Genomic DNA, 21,173 nt, shown 5'->3' on the forward strand with positions numbered 1-21,173 from the left:
TTTATGGAAAATATTTTCATCATGGGCGGGAGAGGACGCGGAACAGGTGGCGCAGCTCGCTATCCACGTCGGCTGGCGAGGCGACGGTCTGGGCAACTTCCGCCTTGAGGCGCTTCCGGTAGCGCTCGCGCAATCGGTGCACGGCGACTCGGATGGCTCCTTCGGACATGCCCAGGGTGGCGGCCAGGGCGGCGTAGGGCTGGCTTTCGCGGCTGCCGGTCAGGGCCGGCTTAAGGGCCTCAAATAGCTGGCCGTTGCCTTCCTGTTCGTACTCGGCAGCCAACTCGCGAAGCACGGTATCCAGCAGGGTCAAAGCCCATTGTTTTTCAAAGGCCTGGTCGGGGGAATGAGTGTCGGCTGGCTCATGCGTGTAGCGGGTTTCGGCGGTGTCCAGCGGCAGTTGGAAGTGCGGCCGGTTGCCGACCCGCTTCTGCGCGTTTGCCTTGCGCCATTCCGCAACGAGAACGCGTTTGAGCATCAATAGCATGAAAGAGCGGAAGCGGCCCAGTGATTGATCGGCATCGGCAATCCAGTTCTTTTCCAGGAGGCGGGCGAAGAACTCCTGGGTGAAGTCCTGGGCATCGTGCGTGGAATGCCCCTGGCGGCGGACGAAGTGGTAAATCGGATACCAATACAGGCGGCAGAGGTGCTCCAAGGCGGCGCGGGAGCGGGTGGTGTCGTTGTGGGACGCCGCCAGCACGACCGACCAGTGGGTGGTCACAAAAACCGGGGCCGGGCGAACCTCGCCCGGAATGGCGTCGCTTGCAGACATCAATGGGATATTAGCGAATGGACGCGGGTTGTTACAGGAAATTGAGCGATGCTTTGTGTTCCGTTGAATCAGTGGCGGGCCTGGCACCCGCAGCGGCCAGCTCGAAGCCTGGCCCTTGCCGCGCCAGTGAGCGGTTTAGTGCCGCGAATGGCGTAACCTCTCCGCCACCCGGTCGCGTGTATCGGCGGTGTCCAGGGGCAGTTGGAAATGGGGAAGGTCGCCGGCACGCTGCGGCGCGTTTGCCGGGTGCCATTCCGCAAGCAGGAAGGGTTTGAACCCAACTGCCGGATGCGCGGCAGCGATGCTCCCTACAGGCACATGTGGCTCACCGGGTCGCTCCAATCGCTGTAGCCGGTCGAGCCGCCCACGGCGCGCACTTGCAGGCTGTACGTGCCGCCGGGGGTCAGTTGGCTGACGATCATGGCGCGCGAGTTGGTGAACATGCCGGCGGGTTGCCACGGCCCCAAGGTGCCACCCGTGCCGACCACGGCATAACGCACCTCGTAGCATTTGGCGTTGGCGATGGCTTTGATCTTCACGATCAGTTGGCCGGTGCCGCCGTTGTCCACGCGCACTTGGGTGGGTTTGGATAGGGGCGTCGAGGGATGGTGTCCGCTCACCGCTTCAAAGCCGCTGCTGAGCAGGGTGGCCAGGTCGTCGTTGTGATGTTCTTGCACGTGTCCAGCGTTTTTGCGCAACAAGGCCACCAGGTCGTCGCGTTTGTTGTTTTTATCGGCGGTGGCCTCTTTGCCGCCGACGGCCTGCGCGGCCAGGGCGTTGATGAAAGCGGTCAAAGCCGCTGTGAAGTCCACCAGGGTCACCGGCGGGTTGGGGAACGCCGCGTTCCCATAGAACTGGGCTTTGACGCGCTCGGCCAATTCCGTCAGGCTCTGGTCCGGCGCGTTGGTGAAGCCCAGCATTACACGTAGATGAGGCATTTTGGGTTTCCTTTGGGTTTCGGGCACGTTCCCGTCCCACACGAGGGCCGGGTCATTCCAGCAAAACGGCCTGCCATCCGGGTAATGGCCGTTCCAGGTAATGGGGGTAGGTGCCATAGTATTTGGTTAACTTTTGACTTTAACGTTGAAGCGTGGGAAGGAGTGGAAATCGCGTCAAACCGGCCTAACTGACTCAAAAACAAGACCTTCTGCGTTCGGCAGGCGACTCTTTCCGGTTCGGACAGACTTTTGTCCGTCACGGAAACAGTTCTGTCCGTTACGGAAAGGCTTTTATCCGTCGTGGAGAGAGTCTTGTCCGCGACGCAAAGACTTTTGTTTGTAACGCCGAGAGTTCTCTCCGTCGCGCCGAGACTTTTGTCCGTAGTGGAAAGAGTTCTCTCCGGCGCGGACAGGCTTCTCCCCGTCATCCAGAGAGTTTTGTCCATCATGGACAGACTTCTCTCCGCCGTGGAAAGACTCGTTTCCGTAACGCCGAGAGTTCTGTCCGCCACGGAAAGACTTTGGTCCGCCACCGACAAAGTCTGCTCGCCAGCAGAGCGACGTTGCTCGCGGGCGGGGCAGGTTGCCGCATCACGGGAAAAGGCCGTTTCCGCGGCCCCAAGGCTGGCCGAAGAAAGACACCGCAGGTTTTCCGTGCTGGCGGAGCGTGTTTGCATGTCGGCGGGCAGTACACCAAGTTCCGCGCCCGCGCGCCATGCAACTATAGTTGCGCCCGGCACTCGGCCTCCAACACCAACCGGCTCAGCCGCATGTCCAACGCCCGGCTGATCCGCGCCGCCGTATCAATCGTTGGAATCCGCTGCCCCGATTCCACGAAGCTCAACATCTGCCGCGAAAGCCGCGTCCGCTCCGCGAGTTGGTTCAGCGACAGCCCCGCCCGCTCGCGCCGCTGCCGGATGACCGCCGCCAAAGCGTCGCACACCGGTTCGAGCGACGTGCGCGGCAACGGTTGTGGATGCGGCGCGGGCATGGAAATTCTTAGAAGCGGACGTTCTTGCCGCAAAATGAGGTATGCCAAACAGTGTTCGAGTTTTTCAGAAACCAGATTTCGCGCGTGCCGTGTTTGTCGGGATAGTTCCAGATTTCGATCTTCACGCCTTTGGGCAGCCTATCTTCATCTGCAAAATGAGTCCCAAAATATGGCTCGCCGCTGTCGAACCAATTGGTCCTGCTCGCTGCGTCGAGTTTGGCGACGACTTGTTCGCGGGTCATGCCGATTTTCACGCGACGGTCGTTATCAACAGAGACATTGTTTTCCGGCGAGAACTGCTGGGAAATCTTCCCGCAGCCGGCAACAAACAGCAGCGTAGCAAACAACGCCGATACGTATTGATTGGTGAACCTCATTTTGCTTGCCCTGCGGGAGTGCTACCACCCGGTGATGCGGGTTTGGGCCACTGGTCTGGGGTCAATACTTTCCGGTTGCTGATGCCGATGGCGAAGCCGACCGCGCGCTTGTAGTCCAAGGATGTCCCGAAATCCAACGTGATGGTTTCTGCGCGGACCAGTAAATTTCCGAGCCAAACCCGCTGCACTTTGCACTGCGTGCGTGCCGTCCCCAGCAATTGTCCCGCCGCGTCGAAGACGGCGCAACTGATGTCGTAGTCAACATCGTCGAAACAGGCGACTCCGGCTTTGATTTCGGCCTTGAGGCAGTCGTTCGTGTCCAGATCAAACTCGGTCGAGCCAAGACTCACCAAGTGAAATGTGTGGCCTCTCCACGTTACGCCATCTGACTGCACGGATAGCGGGATTGATGTTCCCAACTTCAAGGGAACAATGTTCTGGACCGCAACCGACGGGAGCTTCGTCTGTTCCGGCTCGTTGGCGGCCATGCTAAGCAGGCTGGTGATAGTCAGCGCGCTCAGGATAGATGTTAAGAGATGTTTTGTTTTCATTTCGTTTCTCCTGTGAGGACGTTACGGCTGGCCACTTTCAGGCGACTTCCCGTTGGCATTCAATGCCTGCGCAATCGCCCCGGCCTCGGCGGAGGTGAAGTTGCCAGTGATTTGGGCGCGACCACCGGTAATGGTGTCGCGAATCGTCGCCGCGGAGAGCACCTTGCCGTCGAAAACGATGGCGAGCCGTCTGTTGATGCTCGCGCCGGTGATGTCGGCAAACCGTTTTCCACCGTCGGTGGTGAACTTCACCTCAATAACCGGGCCTTGGGCGGTGTTGGTCACGGCGGCACTGGCGACGGCGGATTCGTCGAGCAGCACGTCATGGCGCAGTCGGAATTGCTCTTTACCATCGCGGCTGAAGATTGCGTCCGCGCTTTCTTTGGCGTCGGCAACCAGCCGGAATTGCAGCCGTGGACTTGGACGCAGTCCGATGCGATGCACCGCATCCTCCCACACGACCAGCGGGCTGCCGGTATAGGTGATTTCTTTGACGACCGTCTTGGCCGTTGGCGTGTCATGTGGGTAAATCCGGGTAAAGCGATAAACATCGCCTTGCTCGGTCGTTCGCAGCCACGACCAACTCACATCGGAGACAGCGCCAGGATGACCGCACGTAACTTTGCCAGTCGGTCCGGCGTCACCAACCAGCCCATCGTTCGGGCCGGAGCCTGTGAAGTTGATGAAGCTCATCACGGCCGAAAACTGGCGCGGATCGGATTGACTTGCGCTTGGCACTGCTGGTGACGGGTTGGCGTTCTCGTCGGTGCCTTGCGGCAACGGCTTGATGCCTTCGATCTCGCCGTCAGGGAGAAACGAAATGCGGATGCCACAACGGATGTGCGCAAACTCGCACGGCACAGTGACGCACCGCGTGTTTCCGAGCCCCGGCTCGGCTAACGGCGTCCCGTCAACACGTACGAAGTTGTTCTGCCCGTCCGTCAGGGACTGCCACCATTGCCGCACCTGCTCTTCGGGCCAGCGATTGCGCAACGACGGCGCTAACCGCGCCATCACGTCGGCAGTATTGCCGTCCGCGAAATCCTGAATCGTTGCCAGCGCGCGCTTCACCAACTCGCGTTCCGGCATGTTCGGAGTGGTCGCTGTAATCTGACCGGTCAGTTTGTAGCGAATCTTCAGTGTCTGCGGCGGGACGCCAATGCCCGACCATTGCAGGATGCTCAGCGCGCCCTTGCGTGTGCGGAAGGCGAGCATGTTGCGGTACGGTTGGTCATATCCAAATGCGCAGCCCACGCTGGTCACGTAGCGTCCGTCCTTCTCCATCGGCGCGTCCAGCGACGCGGCGGCCTCCGCCGGCGTGATCGTGCCGAACTGCTCGGGCTGGGAGAAATCCCGGATGCTCCGGGTCCTGTTCCCGAGCGAGTTGAAACACCAGATGCCGTTCGTCTGAAACCGGAACACGAAATCCACCTGGTTTTCGGCCACCCACTGCCTGAGCCGGTCGGTGATCTCAACGTGGCTGTGCTCCGTTCCCGTGGGCACGCCGTCTTCCTTGGCAATCCAGGCGCAGCCGTGTGGCGTCACCGGAAACGGCGGCTTCAACGGCACCTGCCGTTCGACACTGAAGAAGACAAGCCCATGCTCGTCGGCGTCGCGCGGGCCTAGTTCTCGTTCGCTGGCTGGACCGAACGATGTCGCGCTGCCGTCGGTGATGGCATGGGTCGCGTGCGGAAGCCAACTGTGCGTTGTTTCGGCCATTTGTCGGCCAGCCCGCGCTGCCGCCATGTAGCCCGACCATAGAACGGCAAGGACCAGGAGCAGCCAGAGAACGAACGTGGCTAGAACCACCCGAGCGACACGGCCCTTTCTCAGGCACATTACGGCGCCGCCGATGCTGAAGAGTCCTAGGCTGATCGCCAGGGCCACCACCTTGTCCGGGCGAAACAGGTTCTCGCTCAGGGGCGCTGCAAAGAGAATCGCTGCAATGTCGTGCGAGAGTAATGTCCAGGCGACGGCGAGTAGCAGAATGATCCCACCCGCCACATGTCTGACACCGGCCAGCCCGCGCCCATTATTTCCGGATCTTTCGCCAGGTTCGCCCGGTTTTTTGCCTTTTTCCAATGATTGGAAACTTGCGCCACCGTCTTTTCCAATGATTGGAACTTGCGGCGCATCCAAGTCCACCAGCCGGTCCAACGGTGTTCTCCGCGCCCCAATCAAAATAATACCGGTGGTCATGAGCGCATACATCGCGCCCATGACCAAGGCTCGCATGTCCATCGGAGCGCCAATCATCCGGCAGAGCAGCGCGCCTCCAGTAACAATGATGGCAAAGACGAGCAGAAACACGCGCGCGACACCGGACCAGTTGATGACCGCCTTGCCGCCGCGCCGGCCGACGACCATGTTGCGCAACCGCACATGCAGCGATTTGATTACTGACTTCTGACTGCTGTCTTCTGTCTTCACTCCGGCCGGCGTGCTCACAATCGTCTCAACCTGCGTTCGCATCTCGCCAGCGGTCTGGTAGCGCAGTTCGGGTTTGCTCTCAAGCGCGCGCAGGACGATTTCATCCAGCCGCACATCAATGACGACCCTTTTCGACGGCGCTTCGAGCGGTTTGCCGGGCAGTTCACCGGTGAGCAGTTCGTAGAGCACCACGCCCAGCGAATAGATGTCGGCGCGATGATCGGTGCGGTGACGGTCCTTTTGCTCGGGCGCCATGTATTGTGGCGTGCCGGCGGGTTGGCTGTCCACGAAGCTGGCATCCGGGCTTTCCGCGTTCAGCATCTTGGCGACGCCGAAGTCGGCAATCATCACGCGACCGGTCTTGTCCAGCAGCAGGTTCTCCGGCTTGATGTCGCGGTGAACGATGCCGTGCTCGTGGGCGTATTGGAGCGCCTCGCAGACGGGTGGCACGATAGCTAGGGCCTGCTCCGGCGTGAACCGGCCCGCCTTCATCGCCTGCCGCAGGTTGACGCCGTCCACGAACTCCATGAGCAGGTAGTAGAACCCGCCGGCCTGGCCGAAATCGTAGATGGTGACAATGTTGGGGTGATTCAGCGCGGCGAGCGCCTGGGCTTCTCGGGTGAACCGTTCGGCGAACTGGGGGTCGCCCACACGCTCAGGGGCGAGGAGCTTGAGCGCAACGAGACGGTTGAGACTTTTCTGCCGCGCCTTATAGACTACCCCCATGCCGCCGCGCCCCAGGCATTCGAGAATATCAAGCTGGGGGAAGTGCGGGGCGAGTTCGGTCAGCGCGAGCGTCTGTTGTGGCGAAGAGGAATCGGAGTTCGTCTGGGTCGGCACCATCGCCTCCGCCATCAGACAACGGGGGCACAAACCATCGGTCATGGCGGCCGGCAGGGCCACGCCACACTTGGGGCAGGAGTTTAATGACTTTGTTGACTCGTTCATACCGGTGTCTTGACGCGCTAGGGTGGTTTGGTTACCAGGATTTTTCCATTAATTCCCCAAGGCGGCGAACAAGGCGCGCATCTCGGCCTCGACCAGGCCGGGATCAGCAAGCGTACCAGCAACTTCCGCCTTCAGCAACTGGCGGAAGCGCCGTTTCAACCGATGGACCGCGACTTTCAGCGCGTTCGCGTTCATGCCGCAACGCGCGGCCAACACGGTCTGGTCGCCGTGTGCCGCCTCGCCGGTGAGCCACGGTTTGATTTGCTCAAAAAAATCCGCGCGCCCTTCAGCGCCACATTCGCGCCGGAGCGCCTCCAGTGTGCGCGCCAACACAGTGAGCGCCCACTGCCGGTCGAAGGCCGCATCGGGTGACAGCGTACCGGTATCCGGTATCGCCCTGGCTTCACCGGTATCGGTATCATGTAGGGAAACCTTTTCCACGCCGCCACCGCGTTTGAGTCGGCGCATCGCCTCGCGGTGATGCGCCAGAAAGTGTTTTACCGCCCCCAGCAGATAAGAACGAAACCGGCCGTGCTCCTGCCCAGCATGGGCGATGGTTCTGCCCGCCAGCATGGAGGCGAAAAAATCATGGGTCAGGTCGCGCGCGGCATCCACGTCGCGCAATTCGCAGCGGAGAAAGGCGGCCACGGGGTCGTAGTAGGCCGCGCACAATTCCGCCAACGCGCGGTGACCTTCGGGCGAGTCGGCCTTCGCCCGGCTGACCTGTGTCCACCGCGTGGTGCGAAAAATCTCGCCGGCGGCCTCCGGCCGAGCTGGAGACGACGGCGTCAGTGGTGTTGTGTCAGTGTTCATCGGAACCCGGGCATATCATATCACGGGTACCTGACGTGTGGGAGAGGAAAGGTTACCAATTATGACACTGGAGCTGGAGAATGTTTGCATCTCATCGCCTTCCTTATGCGCGAGTGATCGCGTCCGCGAGGCCGGCCGGAAAGAAGGAGATGAGAAATGCGACAATCAACCACCACCGCGTCGCACACCGGTTCGAGCGAAATGCGCGGCAAGGGCGGATGCCAGCGACCAAGGTTTAATGCACTCGGTGGTTGCTGGTTGTTGCTTCCTGACCGCTGGGCCTTCGATCGGGCAACCATCTCGATGAGCGTTGACAGGCCGATCAGACCAAAGATCCCGGAGAAACCAAAACAACCTTTCCATCCCGGCAGCGGCATGAAGCCGAGGAAGCAAAGAAATCCAAGCGCGGAGAGGTTGGCCAGCTTGTATGCCAGAGGAGACGTGAAAGTGATGCCCTGCAAGTAGCCAATAAAGTGGCCCCAACCCATCGTCGGGGCTTGCCATGTCTGGCTCGCCACAGGTGCGGTGCCTTTGTTCACCGGATTCTCCAGCTCCGGCAATTCGTTTAATGGGCGCGAGAATCCTCGCAACACGCGAACGGCAAGCACTGCGGAGAGAAAGAGCAACCCAAAAACCAACCACGCAACACCAAACCATGCAATCCACCCGCTTTCGTGCGACTTGATTCCGCCAAGAATGAAAATGGCGGCAGTCGGAATTAGAAGCAGCAGTCCACGGATTCCGCGCATGGCTACGGCGGGCCAGTTGATGACTCGCCGTCCCTCGCGACGACCGACCATCGGCGGCCAGAAGCGGAGCCTCAAATACTGCCAAGTGCCCGGTGGCTCCGCTGGGCGCGTGGAGGTTGGTGTCCCGCCTTTAGGCGGATTCTGCTCCGCACTGGCGGCAGCCGGGACACCAACTGGCGGCGGCGTGCTCGCAATCGTCTCGACCTGCGTCCGCATCTCTCCGGAGGTCTGGTAGCGCAGTTCGGGTTTGTTCTCTAGCGCGCGCAGGACGATTTCATCCAGCCGCACATCAATGACGACCCTTTTCGACGGCGCTTCGAGCGGTCTCCCGGGCAGTTCGCCAGTGAGGAGTTCGTAAAGGACCACGCCCAGCGAATAGATGTCGGCGCGATGATCGGTGCGGTGGCGGCCCTTTTGCTCGGGTGCCATGTATTGCGGCGTGCCGGCGGGCTGGCTGGCGTCGGTCGCAGTGGCTTGGGCATCCTGCCCATGAGTTGCGGCGGCTTCACGGGATTGGCCAAAAAGATTTTCTGTGAGAACTTGGGTTTTTCGGCAAATATGTAAAGGATGGACAATGGATTGAATAACGACACGGTTATCACAGCGTGATGTGCCGGGAAAAGCTCGGAGTTCCACCCAGCGAGTACCGGGCGCGCTACGGATCATGCGGTGCGTTTTATCACGGGTTAATTTAAAAATGCTGAATCAGGGCGAAGGGATTCACGCACCTTGGCGTCGAGCGATGAGCAGATCACGGATGGCTTTCGGATCGGGCAGCCCGCACAAGGTTTCGGCGGCCTCGACGGTGGCGGCAGTGGAGATGGTAAGGTTACCAATGCCGACCATGCGTCCCCAAAGACCTTGGTCCACATCAATGGAGCGAAGGTCGTGAATGAAAAACTCACGGTAACACTTCGTGACGAGGCCGCGCTCGATGGCAACGCGGTCCTCATACACACGCAGCACGATTGATTTCCGCTTCAACCACGCGATGAGCAGCGGAATCAGCAGCCACGCGAAGAGGAGATACCAGATGTACCCCCACCAAGACGGACGAATCTCCAGCAGGAGGTTGTTGGCGGGCGCGGCCTGTTTTGCGCCGACCGGGTAGCCACACGCCGGACAGGCAGTCGCCTCGGTGGAAACCTGGCCACCGCATTCTGGACATTTGATTAGAGCCATAGTAGCGGGCAGGCTATCATTCCTGCTTGCGAACAGCAACGCCGTTCGGGATGGTATTTGAAGTGGGCGGCAGCAAGCACATTGAATCATTAGGGATTATATGGAAGGGGAAGCACCGGTAGTTTCGTCCCCCACCGCATAAACCCCCTCATCCCATCCTTCTCCCCCACGGTAGAGCAGGCACCCGCTCCCAGCGATTTGATCGCGCCAGTACGGTTTGTACCACACGATATAGGCTGCACCCCGATGCAGTGTTTACCCGTGAATCCGGGATTGATCGCCGGTTGTCATGCTGGTAAATTTTCCCAGCATGATTATGAAAAACAAACTTGGCCTGGCGCTGTGCCTGACGTTGTTGTTGTTGGCGGTTCGGGCGCAAACGGCGGAGGTTCAGACGCAGGAACGGCTGTCGCTGGATCCCGGCTGGCGGTTCAATTTGGGGGACATCCCGTTTCCGGTGATCCAGGGGCACGATGCGACGTATAACAATGCCAAGGCCGGCAAGGCGTGGGGCGCGGCGGCCCCGGAGTTCGATGACTCCAAATGGCGTTCGGTCAATCTGCCGCACGATTGGGTCGTGGAAGGGCCGTTTGATCCGAAAGAAAATGTGTCGCAAGGCTATCGCCCGCGCGGCATCGCCTGGTACCGTCGGCATTTCAAACTTCCCGCTAGCGACCATGGCCGACACATCGAGCTGCAATTTGACGGCGTGGCGACGCATTGTACAGTGTGGGTCAACGGCATTCTCGCGCACCGCAACTGGTGTGGCTACACGTCGTTCGCCATAGACATCACGCCGTTTGCGAAGTATGGCGATGCGGTGAATTCCGTCGCGGTGCGGGTGGATGCCAATGTGATGGAAGGCTGGTGGTACGAGGGCGGTGGCATCTACCGGCACACGTGGATCGCGAAACGCGATCCCGTTCACATTGCCACCGACGGCGTGTTTGCCAATCCTGTCAAACAGGCCGATGGCACCTGGCTGGTGCCGGTGGAGGCCACGTTGAACAGTTCCGCCCGTGCATCCGTAGCGGCAGAAGTCGAGGCCACACTGATGGACCCCGATGGAACACAGGTTGCCCAGGCGGTCGCGCGTGTCAACGTTGCGCCCTTTGAAGACACGGTTGCCAAACTCCCCATCAAGCTCGCCGCGCCCCGCCTCTGGTCCGTGGAAAAACCGGTGCTTTATTCCCTGCGTACCGTGGTGAAGCAGGACGGCAAATCCGGCGATACCGTAACCACGCGCTGTGGTTTCCGCACCATCCGGTTTGACGCGGACAAGGGATTTTTCCTCAATGACCAACCCGTGAAGCTCAAAGGGGTTTGTAACCACCAGGACCACGCTGGAGTGGGCGTTGCCATCCCGGATTCGCTCTGGGAATTCCGGCTGCGCAAACTCAAGGAGATGGGCGTGAATGCCTATCGTTGCTCGCACAATCCGCCCTCGGTGGAGTTTCTGGATTTGTGCGATCAGCTTGGCCTGCTGGTCATGGACGAGAACCGGAACTTCAATTCCACGCCGGAATATTTGCGCCAGCTCGAATGGATGGTGCGCCGGGATCGAAATCATCCCAGCATTATTCTCTGGTCGGTGTTCAATGAGGAACCGATGCAGGGTACGGAAAGCGGCTATGAAATGGTGCGCCGCATGAGCGCGGCGGTTAAGCGCCTTGACACCTCGCGCCCGGTGACCGCAGCGATGAATGGCGGGCAATTTACCCGGTTGAACGTGGCACATGCGGTGGATGTGGTGGGATTTAATTACAGCGCGGAGACGTACGACCGGTTCCACGAGGCCAACAAAACCCTGCCCATGACGAGTTCCGAGGATACCTCGGCCTTCATGACCCGAGGCGAATATAACACGGATAAACAACGCAATATCATGGGCTCGTATGACGACCAGCGCGCGCCGTGGGGCGCGACGCACCGCGCCGCGTGGAAGGCCATTGGCGAGCGGCCGTTTGTCGCGGGCGGGTTTATCTGGACTGGTTTTGATTACCATGGCGAACCCACGCCAAACCAATGGCCGAGTGCGTCGTCGGTGTTCGGGTGCCTGGATTTGTGCGGTTTTCCGAAGGCTGCGTTTTACATGCACCAGGCGCATTGGCTTGAAAGTAAGCCGGTGCTTCAAATCGTTCCGCATTGGAATTGGCCCGGGCAGGAAGGCAAGCCAGTCAAAGTGATGGCCATCGCCAACGCGCAAACCGTGGCACTCTCGCTCAATGGTCAGGCACTGGGAGAAAAAGCGGTGGATAAATATGATTTTGTGACGTGGGAAGTCCCCTATGCGCCGGGTCGTCTGGAGGCTATCGGCAAAAAAGACGGCAAGGAAGTATCACGCTGCGTGGTGGAGACCACTGGTGAACCGGTGGCGCTTCAACTATTGCCTGATCGATCGAGCCTTGCCGGGGATGGATGGGACGCCCAGCCGGTGACCGTGCAGGCGGTGGACGCGCAAGGGCGGTTGGTGCCGACGGCGAACCTGATGGTGGAGTTCGAATTGTCTGGTCCGGGCGCGATCATCGGCTTGGGCAACGGCGATCCAAACTCGCATGAAGCGGAGAAAGGCAATCGCCGCAGTTTGTTCAACGGGCTGGCGCAGGTCATTATGCAATCGCAACCCGGCGGTTCCGGTACGCTGACCTTGGTGGCGAAGTCATCCGGCCTGAAATCCGCTGAGGTTGGGATCAAGGTGGAATCCGTTCCCGCGCGGCCGGCGGTTGGCATTGCACAAACCGCGTTCGAACTCCAGAATTGGCGGCTCTCGCCTGCCAGCGCCACGCCGCCTGATCCGAACCAGCGGCTCGCTGACAACGATATGAATAGCTGGGCTCCGGTTGAGGCCGGCAAGCTGCAGAGTCTGGCGGGCGGCAACTACGTCGTGTATCGCACCCAATTTGAACTGTCTCACGCCGTCAATGAGGTCGGCGGGAAAATTGCGTTTAAAAGTATCACCGGCAAGGCCGAAGTGTGGCTGGATGGAAAGTTACTGGGCAAAAAGGACAAGTTTTCAGCCGGCTCATTAACGTTGCCCCTGCCCACAGGCAAAGGCAACCGAACATTGAGTGTCCTGATCGAAACGGAGCCCGGAAAATCCGCCGGGTTCGGCAAGGCCGTGGCCATCGAACCCAAATGATCCATAGCGTGTAGGGGCAATTAGCAGCACCATGTAAACGGTATATGAGATCAAAACCAAATCGCTTACCCAGTCGCGCTCCGAGCGTGAGGCGATTCGGCTTCAAGGAGCTGCTGGTTCTGTTTTCTGCCTTGCCGTTGCTGGCCCAAGCTCAGGCACTCCCCGAGAATCTGGCACCCCAAGCGCTCATCACCGCCTCGGCTGAATACAGCGCACATTACCAGGCAAAGTTTGTTGCCGATGGCCGCATTCCCTTGCCCGGTTCCAAGGCAGATGTGGATCAGGCCTGGTGTGTGCCCGGAGCCGCTGCCAGAAACGGTGCGACCCTGACGTTTACCTGGACCAACCCCGTCCAGGTGGCCGAGGTGGTCTATTATGGCCGCACCGCCTGGATGGCGTCCGAGTGTTGGAAAGACTATCAATTATCCCTCGACGACCAGGCGCAACCAGCAGTTCAAGGGCAGTTCCAGATGGGTCATGGCCCTCAGCACATTCGCCTGGCCACACCGGCACAGGTCCGCAAACTGACGCTGACATTTCGCAACTGGCATGGCGGCCTGAATCCCGGGGCGTCGGAGATTCAAATATTTGCCCAAGTGGTGCCGGAAGGGGTGCTGCCAAAATTCGTGAAACTGGATGCGGAAAGCCAGCCGGAAACACCGGAGTCGGTCCTGGTGGATTCGCCTGAATTAAAAGATAAATTTTTGAGTGGTGGCCTGGGATTCCAAAAATTATTGGTCATCCAACGGCATGAACTCAATCCCACTCATGTCTATACGTATCATGTGGAGGGGTTCCAGCCAGGCGGCGGATTGTGGGTCTATGCCTTCGATGCGAAATCCGTCAAAGCCGGCAAGATATGGAAGCGGCTCGTGGATTCATCGGAAGGTCAAATCCTGGATTGTGACCTTTCGCCTGATGGCCGTGAAGTTGTGTTTAGCTGGCGGCAAAAGAAAAGCGAGGGGTACCACATCTTCCGCATGAATGTCGATGGCTCCAAATGCCGCCAACTGACGGATGGTCCGCATCATAATTACAACGCCTGCTGGCTGCCCGATGGTGGCATTGCGTTTCTTTCGACCCGCACCTCGCGGTTTGCCTACTGTTGGATTTCCCCGGTGGGGGTGTTGCACCGCATGGAACGGGACGGTTCCCGCGTGCAGCAACTGTCTGCCAACATTGTGAACGACTTTACCCCGAGTGTCATGGAGGATGGCCGGCTGATTTATTCCCGGTGGGAATACGTGGACAAACCGGCCATCCCCATCCAGAGCCTGTGGACGATTCGACCGGATGGAACCGGTCTGGCCGGTTATTATGGCAACCGAGTCTTGAGTCCTGCCACGTTCATGGAGGCACGCTCGATTCCCGGGCGGTCGGGCGAGGTGCTGTGTGTGCTGACCAGCCACAATGGCCCCTGCCGTGGCGCGATCGGCATGATCAACCCTAAGCTTGGGAACAACACGCAGGCCGCCATCCGCAATCTCACCCCGGAAGTCAAGATTGGCCGGGTGGATCAGGGCAGTGGTAATAATATCCGTGGCCCGTACGAAAGCCCCTTCCCGCTTGATGGTCAATATTACCTGGTTTCCAAACGCGGCATGCTGTTGGTGCGTGATTATGAGGGCACCCAAACCGCCACGCTATTATCACCCAAAGATGGACTGGGCTATTATGGTGCCCGGCCAATCCGCTCGTACCGGCGTCCGCCCGTGTTGGATGCCCAAACCGATACCAATGCGGGGCCTTGGGCCACCGTGGTGTTGCAGGATGTCTATCGCGGCCTGGAACCCTTCGTGCAGCGCGGTGAAGTGAAGGAGATCTGCGTGGTGGAAGAAATGCGCAAGGCGGTGCGCACTGAGGTGGCGAATCGCGCCTTTGGTTTTCAATTCCCCGTCATTTCCTGCGGTGCCACCTATGCCGGGAAAAAAGTCTGGGGTTATGCCCCAGTTGCCCCGGATGGTTCGGCCTGTTTCCAGGTGCCTGCCGGAGTCCCCATCTATTTTCTCGCTTTGGACGCCCAGGGACGCGCCGTGCAACGCATGCGTACCTTCACCCATTTGATGCCCGGTGAAACCCAGGGTTGCATGGGGTGCCACGAACCTCGCCAGCAAACGCTTGCCGCGCAACATCCGCCGGTCATCCCCCGAAAACCGGATACGCTGCGTCCGCCGGACTGGGGCGCCGGGATCGGCTTTGACTATTCCACCGTGGTCCAACCCGTGCTTGATCGTAACTGCACCCTATGCCACAGCGGGTCCACCCCTGCCGGGAAGGTGGATCTTTGCGGCGATAAAACCGACTTTTTCAGCGTTTCGTATGAATACCTGGCGCGCGGGCGGAAAAAAATTTCCGAAGGGGAATATGACAACCCGTATGTAAACTGGATTCCCACCTATAATGGCATGGAGGCGAACATTCTTCAGATTCAACCCAAATTCTGGGGTTCCCATGCCAGCAAACTCACGGACGTAATTCTGAGTGGACACCGCGACACCAACGGCCAGCCGCGCATCGAATTGACGGCTGCCGAGCAGCGGCGCATCTTTGCTTGGATTGATTTGAATGTCCCCTACTATGGAACTTCGGAGACGGCTTATCCGGAAAAGAAAGGCTGCCGCCAACTCTATCCGACGGATCTCGACAAGACGCTGGCGGAGGTTGCCAAGCGCCGTTGTGTCTCCTGCCATGCCGAGGGAAAAATCCCGCGCCAGGTCTGGGTGCGCATCGTGCAGCCGCAACGAAATAATTTCCTCACGGCCCCGCTGGCCCGCGATGCGGGCGGCAGCGAACGGTGCGGCCGCCCGGTATTCCAGAATACCGATGATCCGGATTATCTGGCCATCCTGCGCACTTTTGAAGCGATTCAAAAACAAATCGAGGAACGCCCGCGCATGGATATGGCCGGGGCGCAACCGGCCAAGGTGGACCGGTCCTGCCTGGGGAAAGTGGATTGACCGTTTTTAATGCCCATGTGTCGCAACCGGGAAAAGTACCAAAACATTTGAAAATAAATTAAGTAACTCATGAAAATGACATTAACACTCTCAGGTGTGACCGCGTTGTTCATGCTGGCCTCAGTTCTGCCCGCTGCCACACCAACACCCCTCCTGATCGACCAGGCAACTTTAGCCGCCAGCGATCCAGCAAATGTTCAGCCCGCCCCGCCATGGGCGGTGGGACAGGTGAGCCGAGCTCCCAATCTGGATGCGCTGCCCAGTTTCCAAAAAACCCCGCCCGGATTTGGCGTGGTGCCATTTTACTGGTGGCTGGGTGACCCCTTGACGAAGGAACGGCTGACCTGGGAACTGGAGCAGCTCTCAGACATGGGCATCTGTGGCTTGCAGATCAACTACGCGCATACCGATCGCGGCGGACGCAGCTACGGACTGACCATTCCTAGCGAACCTGCGTTGTTCTCGGCGGAGTGGTGGAAACTGGCCGGCTGGTTCATGCAGGAAGCCAAAAAACGCGGCATCGCCGTGAGTCTGAGCGATTACACGCTTGGCTTCGGCCAGGGCTGGTGCGTGGATGAAATCCTGCGCGAACATCCGGATGTTGCCGGGTCGCAGTTACGGCTGGTTACAGGAAACGCGCCCGAGGATGCGCTGTTTACCACCAACTTTCCGGGCGCCGATGGCAAACTTCAGCGTATCTCGGTTTGTGCCGAGCGGGTGCCCATATCGCTCGACCCCATGAATCCGCTATCGGGAGCGGAGTATGTCAAAAAGTTCTTTGGCCGGTGGGAGGATCATTTTCCCGGTGAGGGCGGCAAAGGATTAAACTTTTTCTTCTCAGACGAATTGGGTTTCGGTTTGCACGGGTACCTGTGGGACGCGCGATTTGCCGAAGAGTTTAAGCGGCGCAAAGGTTACGACATCGTGCCGGAATTACCGGCCCTGTTCCGGGATGTCGGGCCGCGCACTCCCAAAGTGCGGCTGGATTACAGCGATGTGCAGGTCGCGTTGACGGAAGAAGGATTCTTCAAGCCGGTGTTTAACTGGCATCAGCAGCGCGGCATGACGATGGGGTGCGATCACGGCGGTCGCGGCCGCAACGTTGTCGAGTTCGGTGACTACTTTCGCACCCAACGCTGGAACCAGGGTCCGGGCTGCGATCAACCAGGGCTGGGCAAAAACCTGATCAAGGCCAAGGTCGCCAGTTCGATTGCGCATCTTTACCTGCGTCCGCGCGTCTGGCTCGAAGGGTACTACGGCAGCGGTTGGGGCACGACCTCCTCGGGCGTGGTGGATGCCACGTTTGCCGATTTTGTGATGGGGCACAACCTGCTGTCCTATCACGGTCTATATTACTCCACCCATGGCGGTTGGTGGGAATGGGCGCCGCCGTGCAACGGATATCACATGCCGTATTGGAAGCAGACGCGCGGTTTCATGGATTGCGTGCAACGCCTCAGCTACCTGCTCAGCGAGGGCCATCACCGCTGCGACGTGGCCATCCTCTATCCGGTGGCGCCGATGGAGGCCGGGATGGGCGGTGCGGAAGCTGTCAAGACGGCGTTTGACACCGCCACGCAAATATATGGCAAGGGCATTGATTTCGACTTTATGGACTTCGAATCGCTCGCCCGCGCCAAAGTGGTCGGCAAGGAACTCCATGTCTCCGGGGAAATTTACCGCGTGCTCGTGTTGCCCGCGATGAAAGCGGTGCGCCATTCCACCTTGCAGAAGGCCCTTGAATTTCACCGGGCTGGCGGTGTCGTGCTGGCGGTGGGTGCCCTGCCTGAAGCCAGCGAACGCATCGGGCGGGATGATCCCGAAGTGGCTGCGATGGTAAAGGAACTATTTCCCAACGGAACGGTGGATGACGTGTCGGCGCGCATGACGGAGCGTGATTTTGAAACGACGGGTACCCTGGCTGCTCATGGCAAGGAAAGCGGTTATCTCATGCACCGCAAGCTCGGCCCGCGCGATCTTTATGCCGTGTATAACCAGCCTCAGGGAACCGTGTGCAAATTCCGCGCGACCGGCAAAGTGGAGCTATGGGATCCGTGGACCGGCACGACGCGTCCGCTTACCGTCCGCTCCCAGGCAAACGGTATCACGGAACTGGCCCTGCCGCTGACGGAAAAGGAAATTCAACTGATTGTCTTCAGCCCGGGCAGCGCGGTGATCAACCAAGCGGAACCCGCCCCAGCACTGACATCGGTTGAAATTAGCGGCGAATGGGAATTCGAATTGCAGCCCACGCTCGATAACCGTTTCGGCGATTATCATTGGCCACCCACGCCGACGCTGATTGGCGCCGAGGCGCGGCAGATGGAATATACCGAGGGCGACAACACCAATGGTCCATGGCGCAAAGTGACCTGTGCGTTTGGTCCCCAATTTTTTAAGCTTGGCCCGGTTGGTCCGGTTGCAGAGGAAGCCGGCCTCAAGCCGGATGGGCGCTGGAAGCCATACGAATTCTCCTGGCGCTGGGGCATTGAGGGCGACCCCGGCCACCAGGGTTACCATGGGCTGAAAGCCGATGTGCATGACGAATTCATTGCGCTCGGCAAAGCCAAATTCAGCTCCACCAGCACCAGCTATGAAAAAGAGGGGAACGGTGGCAGTTATTATTTGTGGACGACCATCGTTGCTCCGCGCGATATGACTGCGCACGCCCTCACAGGTGATCTGAAACCAGCCAAGGTGTGGCTCAATGGGTCACTGGTCACCGGTACCACGCTCCCGCTAAAAGCGGGCACCAACCCGCTGCTGCTGCGCTATGACAAACCCGGGCGCACCTTCTTTGTGGCCTCCACGGCGGCGGGGCCTGCCGCACCAGTCAATGAGACCGATGCCTTTTCATCTGCGGCAAAATGGATTTGGTATCCGAACGAAAAAATCACCGCTGACCGTTGGTTTCGCAAATCATTCGATCTGGATACCGTGCCCGCCACGGCTCGGCTGCGCATCACCTGCGACAATGGCTACAGCATCGCCATCAATGGTACAACCATAGGCTCCGGTAACCGTTGGGAACAGGTGCAGGAATACGAGGTTGCCAAGGTGCTGCGGGCTGGCCGCAATGAAATCGTGGTCCGCGCCCATAATGATGGCGCCGATGCCGGGTTGATTACCGAGTTGATTGCCGGCGCAACCCGTATCGGCACCGATGGCAGTTGGCGCTGCGCCAAAACCGAAACCGGTCAGTCGGTGGCGGCGGAGGAAGTCGCCGCCTTTACCCAGAGCCTCTGGTACAAGCACCCGCAAGGCCCGCCCAAAGTGGCTGGAGCCGTGGCGGCGGAAACCAGCGGACAACCCAAATTCAAGCTCAGTCCGCTGGCCATGAGTTGGTGGAACAATTCGGCGTTGCTGCCGTTTGATTCACAACTCGAAACCAAGAGCCCGGTTGGCTGGTATCGCTTTACCTCGCCTCCGGGATTGCGTGCCCTGACCATTACGGCGCGGGGAAAAGTCAAGGCCTGGGCCAACGGCAAGGAACTCGCCCATACCGGTAACCAATTCAACGTGCCCGAACCGTCTGCGGAGTCCGTGCCCGTGCTCCTGCGCATTGAACCGGAACGCGGTTGTTATGGCGGTGCGGCATTGCCGGAGCCCATCAAGCTGGAATGCGGCGCGGGCCGGATTGTGCCCGGCGATTGGTCAAAGGTAGATGGTTTGCTGAGTTACTCCGGCGGGGCGTGGTACCGCAAAACCGTCACGCTCCCGTCGGCCAAGCGGGTGACCCTCGATCTCGGCGCGGTGGCGGCCACCGCCGAAGTCCGGGTCAACGGGCAACCGGCTGGCATACGCATTTCTCCACCCTGGCAATTCGATCTGAGCAAAGTGGCCAAACCCGGCGAAAACCGGATTGAGGTCCTGGTGCATAACACCCTTGCGAATCATTACACCACGATCCCGACGCGCTATCGTGGCACACCAACCTCCGGCCTGCTCGGCCCGGTCACGCTGCAAGTCGAGGGGAAATGAAGCGTCGGATCACATGAGTTTGAGTTCTTTTTCGATGTAGGCGAAGGTTTCAGGGCGGATACCGGCTTCGCCGCGGTGTAGCGGCAAGGGTGGTTTGGCATCTGAGCCCGAAGTTTTGGCCAGGTACTTGGCCCACAGCTCGAAGTATTTGAGGAGCATGGCGGGTGAGGGGGAAGGTTGGAGGATGAACTCCAAGAGGCGGAGTTTCAGGTGGTCGAGGAACAAGGTGTTAAAGTCCTCGGGCAGCGGTTTCGCACGCAGGAGGTTGAGGGCGGATTCGGCGCGATCACGGAGGGTGACCAGTTTGGTGATGCTGGATTGCGCGGTGCTGGCAGCGGTCCGGTGGAGGACGCGGACGATGCGGCGGACGTGGCGGCGAATGGTGGAGCGGATCGGCATAAAATCAAGGAGTCAGGAGGTTAAAGCTGGAAGAAATCCGAATTCGCGTTCATTCGCGGACGATCTTCGGTCTTCGGACTTGCTTTTGCTTATGTCATTCATGGGATCAGCATAACATGAGTTTCGCGAACCTGGTTCCCTCCCGGAGGAGAATTCGTCTATGGCATTTTCAAAATAGGCGTAGCCGCCGGACGTCAGTCCAATGCCGCTGAGCTTCCCCCTTCGCAGTTCCAGCCTTCCCGGCTATTGGCGATCAACGATTGTTGGCTATGAAATATGAAATCTGAGATTTGAAATCCCCCATTGCTCCCATGCGTCCTATCCGTGACTTGATGACTGATTACTGGTTACTCGAATGTTTTCCCTCCCGGAGGGAACCACTTTCCCGGAACTCATGTTATTCTGATCCCATGAATGCTATCAATAGATACAGTTCGCAGCCAGCCATCGGCGATCCCCAGGCGCCCGTTTTGGCCATTCTATCTCCTTGCTCCAAGCGCCTATTGTCTTGTCATGTTCAGCCTCCCATTTTTATGCCGGTTTATTTTTCTGCAAAAGTCGACGGTCAAAGAATTGTGATAAAAAAATGTTTTCATCACAATTTTATCACAATTCCGCCTTCGGCCCAAACAAACCCGGTCAAACTGGTCAATCCGGTCAATATGGTCCCCCCATTCGCGTCAACTGGCATGATTCGCGGACCGGTATCTTCTGGTCCTCCTGTGCCATGGCAAGCAGCGAAGCGCCGCTGGGACCTGGGAGCACACCTTGGCGGCGCGGTTGCGGCGGGAGACAACGTGGACCATCAAAGCCATGGCGAACCGCTTGCACTTGGGCACCTCAAAAAGCGTTAATCCCCGCCTGCACGGGTGGCTGCGCAATCAGCTACTTTGGCTGGAAAAAGCAATCTATCAGTTACTGGAGAAGAGGACACAACGCAAACTGA

14 protein-coding genes are annotated in these 21,173 nt (G+C 59.2%); 4 read left to right on the top strand and 10 right to left on the bottom strand.

Annotated features, from left to right (window positions below; all coding sequences use genetic code 11):
- Window positions 1–19: 19 nt before the first annotated feature.
- The 9 genes from WCO56_09245 to WCO56_09285 all read right to left on the bottom strand — a co-directional run bounded on the left by WCO56_09245 (window position 20) and on the right by WCO56_09285 (window position 9,751).
- Window positions 20–772, bottom strand: coding sequence for a sigma-70 family RNA polymerase sigma factor (locus WCO56_09245; GenBank protein ID MEI7729748.1), 753 nt, complete (start codon window positions 770–772; stop codon window positions 20–22).
- Window positions 773–1,080: 308 nt separating this feature from the next.
- Window positions 1,081–1,710, bottom strand: coding sequence for a fibronectin type III domain-containing protein (locus tag WCO56_09250; protein ID MEI7729749.1), 630 nt, complete (start codon window positions 1,708–1,710; stop codon window positions 1,081–1,083).
- A 721-nt stretch (window positions 1,711–2,431) separates the two neighbouring features.
- A complete protein-coding gene (locus WCO56_09255) occupies window positions 2,432–2,701 on the bottom strand; it encodes a helix-turn-helix transcriptional regulator (GenBank protein ID MEI7729750.1) in 270 nt (89 codons plus the stop codon).
- A gap of 8 nt (window positions 2,702–2,709) precedes the next feature.
- A complete protein-coding gene (locus WCO56_09260; protein MEI7729751.1) occupies window positions 2,710–3,078 on the bottom strand; it encodes a hypothetical protein in 369 nt (122 codons plus the stop codon).
- Window positions 3,075–3,629 (bottom strand): hypothetical protein, encoded by a 555-nt coding sequence (locus WCO56_09265; protein MEI7729752.1) that lies wholly within the window; start codon window positions 3,627–3,629, stop codon window positions 3,075–3,077. Before WCO56_09265 ends, WCO56_09260 begins: the two co-directional genes overlap by 4 nt.
- A 21-nt stretch (window positions 3,630–3,650) precedes the next feature.
- Entirely contained in the window at window positions 3,651–7,007 is a 3,357-nt protein-coding gene (locus WCO56_09270; protein MEI7729753.1) for a protein kinase, read from the bottom strand.
- Between the two features lie 48 nt (window positions 7,008–7,055).
- On the bottom strand, window positions 7,056–7,820 hold the full coding sequence (locus WCO56_09275) for a sigma-70 family RNA polymerase sigma factor (protein MEI7729754.1): 765 nt from the start codon (window positions 7,818–7,820) through the stop codon (window positions 7,056–7,058).
- Between the two features lie 59 nt (window positions 7,821–7,879).
- The gene (locus tag WCO56_09280) at window positions 7,880–9,235 is read right to left on the bottom strand and encodes a hypothetical protein (protein ID MEI7729755.1); all 1,356 of its coding nucleotides are present in this window, start codon (window positions 9,233–9,235) and stop codon (window positions 7,880–7,882) included.
- A gap of 54 nt (window positions 9,236–9,289) precedes the next feature.
- Window positions 9,290–9,751: a PH domain-containing protein gene (locus WCO56_09285; GenBank protein MEI7729756.1), complete on the bottom strand. Its 462-nt coding sequence runs from the start codon at window positions 9,749–9,751 to the stop codon at window positions 9,290–9,292.
- Between the two features lie 316 nt (window positions 9,752–10,067).
- On the opposite strand from WCO56_09285, the gene galA reads away from it, so the two are divergent.
- From galA to WCO56_09300, 3 genes are all read left to right on the top strand, one after another.
- On the top strand, window positions 10,068–12,890 hold the full coding sequence (gene galA / locus WCO56_09290) for a beta-galactosidase GalA (protein MEI7729757.1): 2,823 nt from the start codon (window positions 10,068–10,070) through the stop codon (window positions 12,888–12,890).
- A 44-nt stretch (window positions 12,891–12,934) separates the two neighbouring features.
- Entirely contained in the window at window positions 12,935–15,847 is a 2,913-nt protein-coding gene (locus tag WCO56_09295) for a discoidin domain-containing protein (GenBank protein ID MEI7729758.1), read from the top strand.
- 69 nt (window positions 15,848–15,916) lie between these two features.
- Entirely contained in the window at window positions 15,917–19,828 is a 3,912-nt protein-coding gene (locus WCO56_09300) for a glycosyl hydrolase (protein MEI7729759.1), read from the top strand.
- Between the two features lie 9 nt (window positions 19,829–19,837).
- Here the strand turns inward: WCO56_09300 and WCO56_09305 are convergent, their stop codons facing one another.
- Window positions 19,838–20,227 (bottom strand): hypothetical protein, encoded by a 390-nt coding sequence (locus WCO56_09305; protein ID MEI7729760.1) that lies wholly within the window; start codon window positions 20,225–20,227, stop codon window positions 19,838–19,840.
- 410 nt (window positions 20,228–20,637) lie between these two features.
- On the opposite strand from WCO56_09305, the gene WCO56_09310 reads away from it, so the two are divergent.
- Window positions 20,638–21,081, top strand: a complete 444-nt coding sequence (locus WCO56_09310; GenBank protein ID MEI7729761.1) for a hypothetical protein — start codon at window positions 20,638–20,640, stop codon at window positions 21,079–21,081.
- Window positions 21,082–21,173 lie beyond the last annotated feature (92 nt).

Source organism: Verrucomicrobiota bacterium (genome assembly GCA_037139415.1).
Classification (GTDB): Bacteria; Verrucomicrobiota; Verrucomicrobiia; order Limisphaerales; family Fontisphaeraceae; genus JBAXGN01.